General features: G+C 76.3%; 12 protein-coding genes. 9 read left to right on the forward strand and 3 right to left on the reverse strand.

Annotation, left to right across the window (positions count from 1 at the left end):
• Nucleotides 1–7 precede the first annotated feature (7 nt).
• The 3 genes from CO540_RS24660 (at nt 8) to CO540_RS24670 (ending at nt 3644) form a co-directional block, all read left to right on the forward strand.
• The gene (locus CO540_RS24660) at nt 8–1609 is read left to right on the forward strand and encodes a trypsin-like peptidase domain-containing protein (RefSeq protein ID WP_099163814.1); all 1602 of its coding nucleotides are present in this window, start codon (nt 8–10) and stop codon (nt 1607–1609) included.
• Between the two features lie 135 nt (nt 1610–1744).
• On the forward strand, nt 1745–2416 hold the full coding sequence (locus CO540_RS24665; protein WP_099163815.1) for a BON domain-containing protein: 672 nt from the start codon (nt 1745–1747) through the stop codon (nt 2414–2416).
• A gap of 166 nt (nt 2417–2582) precedes the next feature.
• Nucleotides 2583–3644: a glycosyltransferase family 4 protein gene (locus CO540_RS24670; RefSeq protein WP_172968069.1), complete on the forward strand. Its 1062-nt coding sequence runs from the start codon at nt 2583–2585 to the stop codon at nt 3642–3644.
• 4 nt (nt 3645–3648) lie between these two features.
• On the opposite strand, the gene CO540_RS24675 is transcribed toward CO540_RS24670, so the two are convergent.
• Complete coding sequence (locus CO540_RS24675; RefSeq protein WP_099163817.1) at nt 3649–5070, reverse strand: serine/threonine-protein kinase; 1422 nt, start codon at nt 5068–5070, stop codon at nt 3649–3651.
• A 180-nt stretch (nt 5071–5250) separates the two neighbouring features.
• On the opposite strand from CO540_RS24675, the gene CO540_RS24680 reads away from it, so the two are divergent.
• The 6 genes from CO540_RS24680 to CO540_RS24705 all read left to right on the forward strand — a co-directional run bounded on the left by CO540_RS24680 (nt 5251) and on the right by CO540_RS24705 (nt 13561).
• Nucleotides 5251–6084 carry a patatin-like phospholipase family protein gene (locus CO540_RS24680; protein WP_091571019.1) on the forward strand — a complete coding sequence of 278 codons (834 nt, stop codon included), beginning with the start codon at nt 5251–5253 and terminating at the stop codon, nt 6082–6084.
• Nucleotides 6084–7106 carry a 1-acyl-sn-glycerol-3-phosphate acyltransferase gene (locus CO540_RS24685; protein WP_099163818.1) on the forward strand — a complete coding sequence of 341 codons (1023 nt, stop codon included), beginning with the start codon at nt 6084–6086 and terminating at the stop codon, nt 7104–7106. The genes CO540_RS24680 and CO540_RS24685 overlap by 1 nt, the downstream gene beginning before the upstream one ends.
• Nucleotides 7107–7161: 55 nt before the next feature.
• Nucleotides 7162–7482: a divalent-cation tolerance protein CutA gene (gene cutA / locus CO540_RS24690; protein WP_099163819.1), complete on the forward strand. Its 321-nt coding sequence runs from the start codon at nt 7162–7164 to the stop codon at nt 7480–7482.
• A gap of 47 nt (nt 7483–7529) precedes the next feature.
• On the forward strand, nt 7530–11012 hold the full coding sequence (locus CO540_RS24695) for an SCO7613 C-terminal domain-containing membrane protein (RefSeq protein WP_099163820.1): 3483 nt from the start codon (nt 7530–7532) through the stop codon (nt 11010–11012).
• A 140-nt stretch (nt 11013–11152) separates the two neighbouring features.
• Complete coding sequence (locus CO540_RS24700; RefSeq protein WP_099163821.1) at nt 11153–12205, forward strand: acyl-CoA desaturase; 1053 nt, start codon at nt 11153–11155, stop codon at nt 12203–12205.
• Nucleotides 12206–12409: 204 nt separating this feature from the next.
• Nucleotides 12410–13561: an FHA domain-containing protein gene (locus CO540_RS24705; protein ID WP_099163822.1), complete on the forward strand. Its 1152-nt coding sequence runs from the start codon at nt 12410–12412 to the stop codon at nt 13559–13561.
• A gap of 58 nt (nt 13562–13619) precedes the next feature.
• On the opposite strand, the gene rocD is transcribed toward CO540_RS24705, so the two are convergent.
• A complete protein-coding gene (rocD, locus tag CO540_RS24710) occupies nt 13620–14834 on the reverse strand; it encodes an ornithine--oxo-acid transaminase (RefSeq protein ID WP_172968070.1) in 1215 nt (404 codons plus the stop codon).
• Entirely contained in the window at nt 14834–15649 is an 816-nt protein-coding gene (ddaH, locus tag CO540_RS24715; RefSeq protein ID WP_172968071.1) for a dimethylargininase, read from the reverse strand. Before ddaH ends, rocD begins: the two co-directional genes overlap by 1 nt.
• Between the last annotated feature and the right edge of the window lie 212 nt (nt 15650–15861).

Genomic DNA, 15861 nt, shown 5'->3' on the forward strand with positions numbered 1-15861 from the left:
TGGTGTCATGACCGAGCACGAGACCGATCCGCAGCGGTCGCCGGCCCCCGCCGACGCCGAGCCGTCGCACCACACCGCCGAGCTGCCCCGCGTCGAGAGCGGGACGTCGGACTCCACCACCACCCCGGCCGCCGCGCCGGTTCCGGCCGACTCCCCGGCCGCCGGAACCACAGCCCACGCCGGCTCTCCCGACACGCCGACTCCGTCGGGGTGGGCGACCCGGCCCGGCCCGGATTCGCCGGCCGCCGCCGGCGCCCAGGCCGACCCGGCAGCCCACGGCGGCCAGAGCACCCCCGCCGGCTCGCCGGGCCACCCGTACGGGCCGTCCGCCGCGACGCCGTCCGCCCCGCCGTACCCGGTCTCCGGGCAGTCGCAGCAGCCCTACCCGTGGTACGGGGGCCAGCACCAGGGCGGTTGGGCGCAGCAGGGCAGCGCCGGCTACCCGTCGTCGCCGCACTCCGCCGGCCCGGTACCGACCTACCAGGCCCAGCCGCACCAGCAGTACCCGCACCAGGCCGGGCAGCCGGTCCCGCCGTGGGGTCCGCACCAGCCGGCGCGGCCGAGCCGGGCCGGCAAGTTCGTCGGCGCGGGCGCGCTGGCGCTGGCCCTGATGCTCGGTTCGGGCGTGGCCGGCGGCGCGCTGGCCCTCGCGCTCGACGACGGCGGCGGCGTCACCCGCACCTACTCCGCCGCCCCGGTGATCAACAGCGCCGACCTGCCCAAGATCGCGGCTGCGGTCCAGGACAGCATCGTCACGATCATGACGAACAGCGGTGAGGGCTCCGGGGTGATCCTCAGCGCCGACGGGTACGTGCTGACCAACAACCACGTGGTCGCCTCCGCCGGCGGGGACACCGTCAAGGTGGTCTTCGCCGACGGCAAGACCGCCTCGGCGAAGATCGTCGGGACCGACCCGAAGACCGACCTCGCGGTGGTCCAGGCCAGCGGCGTGAGCAACCTGAAGGCGGCGAAGTTCGGCGACAGCGACGCCATGCAGGTCGGCGACCAGGTGCTCGCCCTGGGCAGCCCGCTCGGCCTCCAGGGCTCGGTGACCGCCGGCATCCTGAGCGCCCGCGACCGCACCATCGCCGCCGGCGAGGGCGGCCAGCAGCAGAACCCGCAGCAGGGCGCCAGCTCGATCTCCGGGCTGCTGCAGACCGACGCGCCGATCAACCCGGGCAACTCCGGCGGCGCGCTGGTCAACACCCGGGGCGAGGTGATCGGGATCAACACCGCGATCGCCACCGCCGGGCAGGGCAGCAACGGCAACATCGGCGTCGGCTTCGCCATCCCGAGCAACAAGGCCAAGGACGTGGCCGAGAAGCTCCAGCGGGGCGAGAAGGTCAGCCACCCGTCGCTCGGGGTGAGCGTGAACGCCGCCGAGGACGGCGGCGCCCTGGTCGCCGCCGTCACGCCGGGCAGCGCCGCCGAGAAGGCCGGGCTCCAGCGGGGCGACGTGATCACCAAGTTCGGCGACACGGTGGTCAACGACTCCAACGATCTGGTCGGCGCCGTGCAGGCCGGCAAGGTCGGCGACCGGGTCGAGGTCCAGTACAAGCGAAACGGATCGGCCGAGACGGCAACCGTGACGCTCGCCGAGACGTCATAGTCCGCGAGACCTGCCTCCCTCCCGGGCGGCGGGTGACGGAGCCAAGGGGGTTGGCTCCGTCACCCGCCGCCCTTTTTCGTGCCTCACCCGGTCCGGGTGACCCGGGCTCACCCCCACCGGCGGCACCCTCGGGACATGACCACCACCGTCGCCGTACGCACCGACCAGGAGATCCAGCGGGACGTCCTCGCCGAGCTGGACTGGGACGCGCAGACCCGGCCCACCGAGATCGGCGTGACCGTCGCCGACGGCGTGGTCACGCTCACCGGCCACGTGGACAGCTACGCCCGGCGCTGGGCGGCCGAGCGCTGCGCGCACCGGGTACGCGGGGTGCGTGCCGTCGCCAGCGAACTCGACGTCGACCTGCCGGTCACGGACCGGCGTACCGACGCCGACATCGCGATCGCGGCCAGCCGGGCGCTGGAGTGGGACAGCTTCGTGCCGGCCGAGCGGCTGGACGTGACCGTCGCCGACGGCTGGGTCATGCTCCGCGGCGAGGTGGAGTACGGCTTCCAGCGTCGGACCGCCGAACGCGAGCTGCGCCGGCTGCGGGGCGTACGCGGGGTGACCAACCTGGTCGAGGTGCGCCCGCCGACTCCGCCCAGCGACGAGCAGAACCGCCGTGACCTGCGCCGCCTGCTCGTCCGGCGGACCGGGACCGAACGCGTCGACGCCCGGGTCGAGGGCGACACCGTGGTGCTCGCCGGCGTGGTGCGCGCCTGGTGGCAGCGGGAGGAGGCGGAACGGGCGGCCTGGGCCCTGCCCGGCGTACGGGAGGTGCACGTCGGGATCGTGGTGACCGACTGAGCGTCGGCCGCCCGCCGTCGCCGTCGGCCGAGGGCCGGCGGCGCCGCCGTTTACCGCCGGTCGGGTCGGGAACCCGCCGCCGATCGGGTACGCCGGGGACCAACGGGGAGGGCTCGTGGCCGTGAACCAGCCGGACCGCGCGTGGACCGGACCTCTCCGGATCGCGATGGTGGTGCCGCCGTGGCTCTCGGTGCCGCCACCCGGGTACGGCGGGCTGGAGACGCTGGTGGCCGGGCTGGTCGACGCGCTGATCGACCGGGGGCACGCGGTGACGTTGTTCGGCGCGGGCACGGAGCACGGCACGAACGCCCGCTTCGTCTCCACCTGCGCGGAGTTGCAGTACGACCGGCTCGGCGAGTCGCTGCCCGAGCTGGCCCACCTGGCCCACGTCGACCGCCTGGTGGACCCGGCCGACTTCGACCTGGTGCACGACCACACCACCATCGGCCCGATGGTGGCCGGCCGCCGCCGCGTCCCCACCGTGGCCACGGTGCACGGCAACCCGGTCGGCGAGTACGGCACGGTGCTCAGCAACACCGACCGGGGCGTGGGCCTGATCGCGATCTCGCACGCCCAGCGTCGGGCCAACCCGGGCCTGCCGTGGGTCGGCACGGTGCACAACGCGATGCCGCTGCGGGACGTCCCGCGCAAGCGGTCGCCGGGGGCCGGGCCGGTGCTCTGGCTCGCCCGGTTCAGCCCGGACAAGGGCCCGGACGTGGCGATCCGGGCCTGCCGCGCGGCCGGGCTGCCGCTCACCCTGGCCGGCAAGTGCCACGAGCCGGCCGAGCGCCGCTACCTGGAACAGGTGGTCGAGCCGATGCTGGACTCCGACGTGACGCTGGTGGTGAACGCGGACCGGGAGGCCACGCTGCGGCTGCTGCTCGACGCCCGCTGTCTGATCATGCCGATCCAGTGGGCCGAGCCGTTCGGCATGGTGATGGTGGAGGCGATGGCGACCGGTACGCCGGTGGTCGCGCTGGGCCGGGGCGCGGTGCCGGAACTGGTCCGACCGGGCGTCACCGGGCTGGTCTGCGACCACGCCGACGAGCTGCCGGCGGCCCTGCGGGCGGCGGCCGGCCTGGACCCGGCGGACTGCATCGCGCACGTCGCGGAGAACTTCTCGGTGGAACGGATGGCCGCCGATCACGAGGCGGTGTACCGGGGCTTCCTGGCCGCGCGGGCCACCACCGACCGCCCGCGCGCGGTCACCCCGGTCGTCGCCGGCTGACCGGTCAGGTCGGTCCGGCCAGCAGCCGCGCGGCGGCGGCGTCGAGCTGCCGCGCGTACCCGGGACTGATGCTGCCCTCGCGCCGGCGCTCGGCGATCTTGCCGCGGAGCCGGTCCACGGCGGCGGTCACCTCGCCCTCGTCGGCGGCGACCGCGTTGCGCAGCAGGTTGCGCAGGTCGACGCCGACGTCGTCGCGGATCTGCCCCTCCGCCAGCCCGGCCGCGATCAGCCCGTCGACCCGTTCGGCCGCGTCGGCCGGGTCGGCGGCCGGAGCGGTCGGCCCGACGGTGGCGGCCGGCGGCGTCGGCTCGGTGGACGGGGTGCCGGCCGTCTCCTCCGGCGCGGTGGACGGCACCCGCACCGGCGCGGTGGTCGGCAGCGCCCCGGGCTGGCTCGGCCGGTCCGGGGTGAGCGCGGGCACCAGCAGCGCGGCGGCGGCGACCACCGCCACGCCGGCCCCCGCCCACGCGAGCGCGCGTCGCCGGTCCGGCGCGGGACCCGGCGTCGCCGCGGTCGCCGTCGTCGGGTTCGGGGGAGCGGGCAGCGCGGGCAGGGTCATCGTCGGTGCCAGCATGGTGGCCGCCTGCGGGTCGGCGGGCAGCAGCTGGTCGCGGAGCACGGCCGCCACCCGGTGCGCGGTCGGCCGGCGGCGCGGGTCCCGGTCCAGGCAGCGCAGGCAGATCTCCGCGACCGGCCGGGGCAGCCCCGGCACGCCGTCCAGGGTGGGCGCCGGGCTGTCCGCCAGCGCGGCGCTCAGCTGCTCCCAGGTGTCCGCCGGGTACGGCGGCTGGCCGGTCAGCGTCTCGAACAGCAGCACGCCCAGCGAGTAGACGTCGGTGGCCGGCTGGGCCGGGGCGCCGTCCAGCCGCTCCGGCGCCACGTACGCCGGGGTGCCGAACGTGCCGCCGTCCTCGTCCTCGTCCGGCTCGCCGATCCGGGTGGCGATGCCGAAGTCGAGCACCTTGGCGCCGTTGCCGGTCATCATCACGTTGGCCGGGGTCACGTCCCGGTGCACGATGCCGAGCCGGTGCGCCGCGGCGAGCGCCTCGGCCACCTGGGCGCCCGTCTCCACCGCCGTCGGCCAGGGCAACGGCCCCTCGGTCAGCCGGTGCTCCAGCTCCTCGCCGCTGAGCAGCTCCATCACCACGAACGAGGTGATCGCACCGTCCGGGGCCACCGTCTCGCCGTAGTCGTGCACGGCGGTGACGTGCGGGTGGTCGAGCTGGGCGGCGGAGCGGGCCTCCTCGCGCACCATGTCCCGGAAGCGGGCGTCCGCGGCGAGCGAGGGGGCGAGGACCTTGACCGCGACCACCCGGTCGAGCACCTCGTCGCGGGCGCGCCAGATCACCGACATGCCGCCGGCGCCGATCCGGTCGATGAGCCGGTACCGCCGGGCCAGCAGACGGCCGGCCTGCAGTGTCGCCATCGCCTCGCACCTGCCTGGGCTCGGGAGCGCTACCAGGTTGCGGGAATGTGTCCGACCTGTCAACGGCCGTCCGATCCCGGGTCGCGGCCCGCGCGCCGCCGCTGACCGTCCGTGACGGCCGTGGTCGGCCCCGCCGCCACCGACGGGCCGGGCTGTGGGCCGCGTGCCAGGATGAACGGCATGGCGGGTGGTCCGGTGGCGTTCGTGCTCGGCGGCGGGGGAGTGCTCGGCGCCGTCGAGGTGGGCATGCTGCGGGCCCTGTTCCGCCACCGGATCCGACCCGACCTGGTGCTCGGCACCTCGATCGGCGCGGTCAACGGCGCCCTGGTGGCCGCCGACCCGACCGAGGCGGTGACCGACCGGCTGGTCCGCCTCTGGGCCTCCCCGGAGGCCAGCGAGGTGTACGGCGACTCGGTCGCCCGGCAGCTGCGCCGCTTCGCCGCGCGCACCCACCTGCACTCGCCCCGCCCGCTGCGCCGCCTGCTGGAGAGCGAGCTGGGCGAGGGCACCACGTTCGCCGACCTGGCCGTGCCGTTCCGCTGCTGCGCCGCGAACATCGAGCGCGCCGCCGAGCACTGGTTCAGTGAGGGCCCGCTGGTGCCGGCCGTGCTCGCGTCCGCCTCGGTGCCGGGGCTGCTGCCACCCACCCAGATCGCCGGGCAGCACTACATCGACGGCGGGGTGGTCAACTCGATCCCGGTCGGCGAGGCGGTGGCCGCCGGCGCGACGCAGATCTTCGTGCTCCAGGTGGGCCGGATCGACCGCGAGCTGAGCCCACCGCGCCGGCCCTGGGAGATCGCCCAGGTCGCGTTCGAGATCGCCCGCCGGCACCGCTTCGCCCGCGAGATGGCGGCGCTGCCCGACGGCGTCGCGGTGCACGTGCTGCCGACCGGCGGTCTGGACCCGCGCGACGACAGCCCGTGGGCGTACCGGGACATGGCGGCCGTGGGGCGGCGGATCAGCCGGGCGTACACCGCCTCGCGCCGCTACCTGGACACCGCGCTGGAGCGTTGATGCCGCTGCCACCCCGCTGGCTACGCCGGTTGCTGCTCGCACCCGGCGTGGTGCTGCTCGCCGTCGCCGTGGTGACCACGCTCCCGGTCTGGGCGCTGCTGGCGCTGGCCGCGTCGCCGCTGGTGCCGGGGCGGCTGCGCCCGCTGCGACTGCTCTGGATCGGTGCCGTCTACCTGGTCTGGGACGCCGCCGCGCTGCTCGCCCTCTTCCTGCTCTGGGTGGCCTCCGGCTTCGGCGCGTACAAGCGGTCGCCGGCGTTCCAACGGGCCCACTACGTGGTCGCCGGCCGTTTCCTGCGGGTGCTGTTCTGGCAGGCCCGGTGGACGCTGCGGCTGAGCATCGACGTGGTCGGCACCGACCCGGACACCGCGCTGCCCGGCCGGCCCGAGTTGGTGCTCTGCCGGCACGCCGGGCCCGGTGACTCGTTCATCCTGATCCACGCGCTGGTGAACTGGTTCCACCGGGAACCCCGGATCGTGCTCAAGGAGAGCCTCCAGTGGGACCCGGCCATCGACGTGCTGCTCAACCGGCTGCCCAACCGCTTCATCGCGCCCGGCGCGGACGGCCGGGACTCGGCGGTCCGGCAGATCGGCCACCTGGCCACCGGCCTGGACGACGACGACGCCTTCGTGATCTTCCCCGAGGGCGGCAACTTCACCCCGTCGCGCCGGCTGCGCGCCATCGCCCGGCTGCGGTCGCTCGGCCTGGAGCGGATGGCGCTGCGCGCCGAGCGCATGCAGCACGTGCTCGCCCCGCAGCCCGGCGGGCTGCTCGCCGCGCTCGACGCCGCGCCGGACGCCGGGGTGATCTTCGTGGCGCACACCGGGCTCGACCAGATGCTCACCGTCGCGGACGTGTGGCGCGAGCTGCCGATGGACAAGCGGATCGTGATGCGGTTCTGGTCCGTCCCACCGGAGGAGATCCCGGCCGGCAAGCAGGAACGCGTCGACTGGCTGTTCGACTGGTGGGGTCGGATCGACCGGTGGGTCGCGGCCAACCGGGACGACACGGCCGACGCCTGACCGGATTCCCGCGCGGTTCGCGGCGGCGGCGCGGTCGTCCGCGTAGGGTGCGCTGGTGGAGCAGATCTGCGTGGTGACGACGGTGGTGGACGCCCGCGGGGTGGCGGACGTCCTGGCGGCTGCCGCCGTCGCCGGCCGGCTGGCGGCGTGCGCCCAGGTCGGTGGGCCGGTGGACAGCACCTACTGGTGGCAGTCGGCGATCCAGACCACCGCCGAGTGGTCGGTGCGGTTCAAGACCGCGCCGGACCGGGTGGACGCGCTGGTCGACCAGCTCCGCGCCAACCACCCGTACGAGGTGCCGGAGATCCTGGTCAGCCGCGAGGACAGCGGCAACCCCGGCTACACCGCCTGGGTGCGCGAGCAGACCCGTCCCTAGGTACGCCTACTCTGTCCGCCCGCCCCGGGGGCGACGAAGCTGGCGGGGTGGAGAACACCGGTTACCCCTGTCCCGGTTGCGGCGCCCCGGCCGACCTCGTCGCCGGATGCCGCGGCTGCGGCCGCCCGCCGTACCCGCCCGCCGCCGAGGTGGTCCGGCTGGACCGGGAGATCGCCGCGCTGACCCCGAAGGTCGAGGCGGCCCGGGCCGCGTACCAGGATCTCGCCGGCCGGCTCTCCACGGTCCGTCAGGCCCGGGCGGCGCTGGCCGCCCGGATCCGCCTGGAGATCCCCGCGCCGCGTCCGGTCGCCGCGCCGGCGCCGGTCGTCGCCGGACCGCCGCCGGTACGACCGCTGCCGCCCGTCGCGTCGGCCCGCCCCGGCGGCGCGGAGACCTCCACCCGGGCCGTGCAGGGCCTGCTCTTCGTCCTGGGTGGACTGTTGCTCGGCACCGCCGCGGTGGTCTTCACCGCGGTCGCGTGGGCCGCGTTCGGGGTGGCCGGTCGGGCGCTGATCCTGCTCGCGGTCACCGTGGTCGCCCTCGCCGCGCCGCTGGTGGCCCGGGCGCGCGGGCTGCGCGGCACCGCCGAGACGATCGCCGCGGTGGGTCTGCTCCTGGTGCTCCTGGACGGGTACGCCGCCTGGTCGGTGAACCTGTTCGGGGTGGCCGGCTGGCCGGGCAGCCGGTACGCCGCGCTGGTGGCGGCGGCCGCTGCGCTGGTGGCCGCCGGGTACGGGCGGCTCAGCCGCCTCACCGGGCCGTGGTTCGCGGCGTGGCTGGCCGCGCAGCCGGTGCTGCCGCTGGCCGTGGCGGCGGCCCGGCCGGGCGCGGCGGGTTGGGCCTTGGTGCTGACCGCGTCGGCGCTGGGCGACCTCGTGGTGGTGGTCGCCCTGCGTCGCCGGACCCGCGCCGGTGGGGGGTCGGCCGCCGGGGCGGTGCTGGCCGGCGAGGTGCTCGGCTGGGTCGGGCACGGCGCGGCGCTGGCCCTGGCGGCCGGCTGCGCGCTGGTGCCGTTGGCCCTCGGCCGGGCCGCCGGCACGCCGCTGCTGGCCGGTGGCCCGCTGCTGGTGGTCGCGCTGGCCCTGCTCGCCGGCGCGGTCGCGGCCGGCGGGCGGCTCTGGCGGGCGGTGACCGCCGGCCTGCTGGTGCCGGTGCTCGCGGCCGCGCTGCTGCGGCCGGTGGCCGAGCTGCGTCCCGGGCTGCTGCTGCTCGCGGCCGGGCTCGCGGTGGCGGTACTGGCCGGAGCGGTCCGGGCGTTGCCGGCGGGGCTGCGGACCGGCCCCCGGGTGGGCGCCCTCGCGGTGACCGCCGGGCTGGGCCAGGTCGCCGTCGTGCTCACCGGGCTGGTGGCCGCCGCGAGCGCGGCCGTCGCCTTCCCGGCCTGGCAGGGCGGCCGGATCGCGCCGGCCCCGTCCTGGGGCTGGCAGCTGCCGCCGGCGTTGCTGCTCACCGCCGGCGCGGTCGCGCTGCTGACGCCCCGGGCCGCCCGGCCGCTGGTGGGGGCGGTCGCCGCCGGGCTGACCGCCCTGGCCGTGCCGGCCGTGGCCGCGACGCCGTGGCCGCTGGTGCTGGTCGTCGACCTGGTGGCGGCCACCGCGCTGCTGCTGGCCGCCGTGGCCCGCCCGCGCCCGGGCCGGGTCGTCGTCCCCGTCGCCTCGTCGACCGGCGCGGTGCTGCTCGGGCACGCGCTGCTGGTCGGTTGCGCCGCGCCGGCCGGGGCGGGCGCGGTGCTCGCCGTGTCGGCCGCGCTCGGCGTGACGGTGGCCGCGCTCGGCCGGCGTGGGCGGGGCGCGCAGCCGGTCGTCGCCGGCGTCGCGTTGGCAGTGGCGCTGGTCGCCGTCCCGGCCGGGGTGGTCGTCGGGCTGCTCGGCCTGGGCGCGCCGCCCTGGTGGCAGCTGCGGGGCGGGACCGCCGCCGTCGTGGTGCCGGTGCTCGCCGTCCTGGCGGCCCGCCGCACCTGGCCCGACCTGAGCGGGTACGCCTCGGCGGGGCTGGCCGTCACGCTCGCCGCGGTCGGTCTCGGGTCGCTGGTCGGGGCGGGCGCGGAGCCGGTGGGGCTCTACGCCGTGGCGGGTGCGCTGCTGGCGCTGGCCGCCGGCGGCGGGGCCCGGCCGGCGCCCGTCCTCCGCGCGGTGGGCTTCCCGCTGGCCGGGCTCGCGCTGCTGATCGCCGCGCCGGTGGCGCTGGCCGTGCTGGTGGACCTGCCGGTCCGACCCTGGTCCGGGGTGCCCGCCGCCACGGCGGCGCCGGTGGAGGCGGCCCGGGCCGGGCTGGCGCTGCTGCTCCTGGGTGTCGCCGCGGCGGCGTACACCCGGGTCGCGTCGCCGGGCGGGCGTCGGTGGCTGCCGGCGCTGGCCGCGTCGCCGTTCGGCGCGGTGGCCCTGCCGGTGCTGCTGTCGGCGGCGGGGGCGCCCTGGCCGGTGGTGCCGGCGCTGGCGTTCGGGACCGGGCTCGTCGCGCTGCTGGTCGCCGCGTCGGCCGGCCCGCGTCCGGCGCTGCCGGCGGTGCTGACGCCGTTGGGGACGGTCCTGGTGGCGACCGGCTTCGGTGGCCTGCTGGCCACCCGCGCCGGGACGCTCGCCGGGCTGGGCGCGCTGGTGGTGGCCGGCGCCGTGGCCGGGGTGACGGGGCGCCCGGTCGTGGTCCGGCTCGCCGGCTGGCTGGGCGCGGTCGCCTCGGCCACCGGCTTCGCGCTCACCGCGTCGCTGGCCGCCGGGCTGCCGCCGCGTACCGCCGGGTTCGCGGTCCTGGCCGTCGCGGCGGTGACCCTGCACGCGGTGCCATCGCTGCGCGGCGGCGTGTCGGGGGTGCCGGCGGCGGGCGGGCGGCCGGGGGAGCGGGCCGCCTCGCCCGGCGGGGTGGCCCGAGCCGGTGCGCCGGCGCTGGAGGCGGCGGCCCAGGCGGTGGCGCTGCTCGCACTGCTGCTCACCGTGGGCGCGCTGCGCCACGCGGCGGCGGTGTGCGTGCTGTGGGGGGCGGTCGTCGCGCTGCGGGTGCTGCGTCGGGGCGAGACGCCGGCCGGGCGGCGGGCGCTGGCGGGCGGCGCGGCCGGAAGTGAACTGTTCGGCGGCTGGCTGCTGCTCGGTGCCGGCGGGGTGACGGTGCTGGAGGCGTACACCGTGCCGGCGGCGGTGCTCGCGCTCGCCGCCGGTCTGGTGGCGCTGCGGCACCGGCCGGGGCTGACCAGTTGGCTGGCGCTCGGCCCGGGGCTCGGCGCGGCGTTGCTGCCCAGCCTCGTCTCGGTGCTGGCGTCCGGGGAGCCGCAGCCGTGGCGACGCCTGGCGCTCGGGGTGGTGGCGCTCGGTGTCGTGCTCGGCGGGGCGGTCCGGCGCTGGCAGGCCCCGGTCGTGCTGGGCGCGGCCACGCTGGTGCCGTTGGCGCTGCACGAGCTGGCCCGGGGCTGGGACCTGCTGCCCCGTTGGATCTTCCTCGGGCTGGGCGGCGTGCTGCTGATCGCCCTGGCCGCCACGTACGAGCGCCGCCGCCGCGACCTGGCCCGCCTGCGCACCCTGGTCGGTCGCCTGACCTGACCCCCCGACGGGACGGGTGGGGGTAGCACCACCGGGGATCCGGGGGTGTGCGGGATTAACTCCGGGTGTTCAGGTCGGGAGGATCGGTGACGGAGAGTCGCGCGGCGTGCGCGGCTCGCGGCACCGGGGGGCGACACCGCATGAGCACTTCCACGTTGGCGGCGCCGGGGGCGCGGCGGGGCAGCGACTACGCGCGCCTGTCCCGCCGGGTCGCCGAGGCGGGCCTGTTCCACCGGCGGCCCGGCCGGTACGCCGTCCGCATCGTCCTCACCCTGGGCGCCTTCCTGGCCGGCTGGGCGCTGGTGGCGGCGGTCGGGGACTCCTGGTGGCAGCCGGCGCTGGCGGTCGCGATGGCGGTGGCCACCACCCAGGTGGCGTTCCTCGGCCACGACGCGGGGCACCGGCAGATGTTCCGCCGGCGCGGCCCGAGCGAGGTGGCCGGCCTGGTCGCCGGCAACCTGGCGGTCGGGCTCAGCTACGGCTGGTGGGTGGACAAGCACAACCGGCACCACGCCAACCCGAACCACACCGACGAGGACCCGGACGTGGGCGCCGGCGCGCTGGTCTGGACGCACGAGCAGGCGCGGTCCACCCGGGGCCTGAGCCGGTGGATGGCCCGTCGGCAGGCGTGGCTGTTCTTCCCGCTGCTGCTGCTCGAAGGGTTGGCGCTGCACGTGGCGAGCGTCCGGGCGCTGACCGGCCGGGAGCCGGACGGCCGGTGGCGCGTCCCGGTGCGGCACCGGGTGGTGGAGGGGCTGCTGCTGGCGGCGCACGGCGTCGGCTACGTCGGACTGCTCCTGGCGGTGATGTCCCCGGGCAAGGCGTTGGTCTTCGCCGCCGTGCACCAGGGCCTGTGGGGCCTCTACATGGGGTGTGCGTTCGCCCCCAACCACAAGGGCATGCCGATGCCGACGGCCGAGGACGACCTCGACTACCTGCGCAAGCAGGTGCTCACGTCCCGCAACGTGCGCGGCGGCCGCGTCGTCGACCTGGCGCTGGGCGGCCTGAACTACCAGATCGAGCACCACCTGTTCCCGAACATGCCCCGCGCCAACCTGCGCCGGGCCCGGCCGCTCGTCCGGGCGTACTGCGCCGAACAGGGCATCCCCTACGCGGAGACCGGGCTGATCGAGTCGTACCGGCAGGCGTTGGCGCACCTGCACGACGCGGGCCGCCCACTGCGGACGGGCTGAGTCGGGGGGAGACACGGCAGGGGGCGTCGGGGGGACGTCCCCTGCCGTGGCGCGCGCCCCTTCCGGGCGGGCGGCACCGGGCCGCCGTCGGGAGCGGCCGGTAGGGTCGTCGCCAGGTGGAGGGCGCGCCACGGTGGTGGCGCGCGGCCCAACGGGGCGGATCGCCCCGGGCGGGTCAGGCGACGACATCGTGCGGAGCGCGGCATGAGATTCGAGATCAGCAAGGTGCTGGACGCCATCGAGGGGCGGGTCTGCACCGACCCCTCGCTGGCCCGGGCCGTGGTCGACCTGGCCGAGGTCATCCGCTGGCAGAACCTGGACGGTGGCCGCCCGGCCAGCCTGTTGCGGCTCGGCATGGTGATCGACGCCCTGTCCCGGCAGATCGGCGAGGACAGCGTCCCGGTCTACGCGATCGTGCACCGGGCGCTCCTGTCCGACGCGGACCTGACCTCCAACGAGCGGATGGTGGTCCGCCGCTGGGCCGACGACGGCCTGGTGGAGGTGCTCGACCAGCCCGGTGACCGGATGTTGGAGGTGGCCGATCTGCTCGGCCTGCCGGTGCTCACCCGGGCCCGGTTGGACGGGCTCGTCGGCCGCTACCCGTGGCTCGGCCAGGCCGGCCGGGTGCTCGCCCCGGTGCCCGGCGCCGGCGGTCCGGTCTTCATCGCGCACGTCGGCGGCGGCCAGGACCCGACCACGGGCAGTCGCTCGCCGGCCGGGGTCAAGGTGCTCTCCCGGCAGTGGCGCTGCCCCGAGCCGGGGTGCGCCCTGTTCGGCGGCGGCGGGGGTGGCGGCGCGTTCGCCGACCTGGCCGCGGTGGACCGTGCCCCGGCCGAGCAGCCGCCACCCACGCTGCGCACCGGCGTACCGACGTGTCCGCGGCACGGCGCTCGGCTCTCCGACGGCGGACCGCGTCCGCGCAGCGAGGTGCTGGCGGTGCGGATCGGCGGGCTGGTGCGGCGGCGCTTCGCGCTCACCGAGACCGAGCCGGTGGCGGTCGGGCGGGCGCCGGACGGGCCGGGCGGGGTGACGCTCGGCCAGTGGCTCAACGACGAGGCCCGGCGCTGGATCAGCCGCAGCCACGTCCAGTTCGCGCTGGGCCGCGGCGGCGAGGTGGTGGTCACCGACATCAGCACGAACGGCTCCGGCGTACGACCGGGCGGATCCATGGTCGAGACGGAGCGGATCCCGCTGCCGCCGCAGCAGTCCCGGGTGCTGGGCGAGGGCGACCTGATCGAGCTCTACCCGGGCGTGCAGGTCGGCCGCGCCGGCGAGATGGCCAGCGACGCGACCTACACCCCGAACTCGGTGATGGCCGAGGCGCCGACCATGGCGATGCGGCTGCCGCGCCCCTGACCGTCGCACGCGAGGGCGCCGGGACCGTCGTGGTCCCGGCGCCCTGTCGCGTACGGAGTCAGCCGGCCAGCACGGCGGCGAGCTGCGCCACCGCGTGGTCGATCTCCTCGGCGGTGATCACCAACGGCGGGGCGAGCCGGATGGTCGAGCCGTGGGTGTCCTTGGCCAGCACCCCCCGCTCCATCAGCCGCTCGCAGGCCTCCCGGCCGCTCATCAGCGCCGGGTCGATGTCGACGCCCGCCCAGAGGCCGCGGACGCGCACGGCGACGAGGCCCTTGCCGAGCAGCGCCTCCAGACCGGTCCGCAGCCGCTCGCCCAGCTCGGCCGAGCGCCGCTGGAACTCGCCGGTGGCGAGCAGGCGGACCACCTCGGTGGCGACCGCGCAGGCCAGCGGGTTGCCGCCGAACGTGGAGCCGTGCTGACCCGGCTGGAGCACGCCGAGCACGTCGGCGTTCGCGGCCACCGCGGAGACCGGCACGATGCCGCCGCCGAGCGCCTTGCCCAGCAGGTACATGTCCGGGACGACGCCCTCGTGGTCGCAGGCGAAGGTGTGGCCGGTGCGGCCCAGGCCGGACTGGATCTCGTCGGCGACGAAGAGCACGTTCCGGTCGGTGCAGAGCTGGCGCACACCCGGCAGGTAACCCTCCGGCGGCACCACCACGCCCTGCTCGCCCTGGATCGGCTCCAGCAGCACGGCCACCGTGTTCTCGTCGATCGCCGCGGTGAGCGCGTCCAGGTCGCCGTAGGGGACCACGGTGAAGCCCGGCGTGTACGGCCCGAAGTCGGCCCGTGCGTCCTCGTCGGTGGAGAAGCTGACGATGGTGGTGGTGCGGCCGTGGAAGTTGCCCTCCGCCACCACGATGTTGGCCTGGCCCGGGGCCACACCCTTGACCTGGTAGCCCCACTTGCGGGCGACCTTGATGCCGGTCTCCACCGCCTCGGCGCCGGTGTTCATCGGCAGCACCAGCTCCTTGCCGCAGAGCGCGGCGAGTTCCCGGCAGAAGTCGGCGAACTGGTCGTGGATGAACGCCCGGCTGGTCAGCGTGAGCCGGTCGAGCTGCGCGTGCGCGGCCTCGATCAGCTTCGGGTGCCGATGGCCGAAGTTCAGCGCGGAGTAGCCGGCCAGGCAGTCCAGGTAGCGGCGGCCGTCCACGTCGGTCAACCAGGCGCCCTCGGCCGAGGAGATCACCACGGGCAGCGGGTGGTAGTTGTGCGCCGTGTGACGCTCCGCGTCCCGGACCGCGGACGGAGTCCGCAGCATGTCGTCGATGATCACTTGCTCGCCTTTCCCTGACGGAGTCGCAACGTGCAGCACTTCGGTCCGCCGCCGGCCTTGCGCAGCTCGGACAGGTCGATCCCGATGGTCTCGTAGCCCCGGTCGCGCAGCTTCGCGGCCAGGTCGGTGGCCTGCGCTGGCAGCACCACGTGCCGGCCGTCGCTGACCGCGTTCAGGCCCAGCACCTCGGCGTCGGCCATGGTGGCGTGGATCGCGTCCGGGAAGAGCCGGCGCAGCACCGCCCGGCTGCCCGGGGAGAACGCCTCCGGCAGGTACGCCACGGTCCGCTCGTCGAGCACGGTGAGCGCGGTGTCCAGGTGGTAGAAGCGCGGGTCCACCAGCTGCATGGTGATCACCGGATAGCCGAAGACCTCCTGGAGCTGCGCGTGCGAGGCGTGCGCGGTGCGGAACCCGGTGCCGGCGAGCAGGTGGTCGCCGACCAGCAGGACGTCGCCCTCGCCCTCGTTGACGTGCTTCGGGTCGTACATCTCGAAGCCGGCGGCCTCGAACCAGGCCCGGTAGGCGGGCGCCTCGTCGGCGCGCTGCGGGTCACGGAACTGCACCGCCATCGCCCTGTCGTCGATCACGGTGCCGCCGTTGGCGGCGAAGACCATGTCCGGCAGCCCGGCGACCGGGTCGATCAGCTCGACGTCGTGACCCAGGTCGAGGTAGGTCCGGCGGAGCTGCTCCCACTGCCGGATCGCCAGGTCGGCGTCGACCGGGGCGGTCGGGTCCATCCACGGGTTGATCGCGTAGTCGACGGCGAAGTACGTCGGCCGGCACATGAGGAAGCGCTGGCGGGTGGCGTCCATCGTCATGTCGTGCTCCCAGGGTCGGGCGCGCCCGGCCACGGTCGGCCCACGGGCTGGCGCCGTGGTCCAACGTTATGCGCCCCGGTACGACGACATCCACCGCGATAACGTGCGTCGAGCAGCGGATCGTTGCGTCTGGACCGCTCGGCACGACGGAACGTTGCGTCGACAGCTCACGCTGGCCGCCCGTACCCCGGACACAACTTCGGGGG

Origin of the sequence: Micromonospora sp. WMMA2032, assembly GCF_002688545.1 — a bacterium.
In the GTDB taxonomy this organism is placed as follows: domain Bacteria; phylum Actinomycetota; class Actinomycetes; order Mycobacteriales; family Micromonosporaceae; genus Micromonospora; species Micromonospora sediminicola.

Excerpts from the sequence above, each read along its gene's own strand:
- CO540_RS24705 (WP_099163822.1), top strand. The coding sequence starts at position 12,410 with ATGAGATTCGAGATCAGCAAGGTGCTGGACGCCATCGAGGGGCGGGTC.
- CO540_RS24685 (WP_099163818.1), top strand. The coding sequence starts at position 6,084 with ATGCCGCTGCCACCCCGCTGGCTACGCCGGTTGCTGCTCGCACCCGGC.
- ddaH (WP_172968071.1), bottom strand. The coding sequence starts at position 15,649 with ATGGACGCCACCCGCCAGCGCTTCCTCATGTGCCGGCCGACGTACTTC.
- CO540_RS24670 (WP_172968069.1), top strand. The coding sequence starts at position 2,583 with ATGGTGGTGCCGCCGTGGCTCTCGGTGCCGCCACCCGGGTACGGCGGG.
- CO540_RS24660 (WP_099163814.1), top strand. The coding sequence starts at position 8 with ATGACCGAGCACGAGACCGATCCGCAGCGGTCGCCGGCCCCCGCCGAC.
- CO540_RS24700 (WP_099163821.1), top strand. The coding sequence starts at position 11,153 with ATGAGCACTTCCACGTTGGCGGCGCCGGGGGCGCGGCGGGGCAGCGAC.
- CO540_RS24665 (WP_099163815.1), top strand. The coding sequence starts at position 1,745 with ATGACCACCACCGTCGCCGTACGCACCGACCAGGAGATCCAGCGGGAC.
- CO540_RS24675 (WP_099163817.1), bottom strand. The coding sequence starts at position 5,070 with ATGGCGACACTGCAGGCCGGCCGTCTGCTGGCCCGGCGGTACCGGCTC.
- CO540_RS24680 (WP_091571019.1), top strand. The coding sequence starts at position 5,251 with ATGGCGGGTGGTCCGGTGGCGTTCGTGCTCGGCGGCGGGGGAGTGCTC.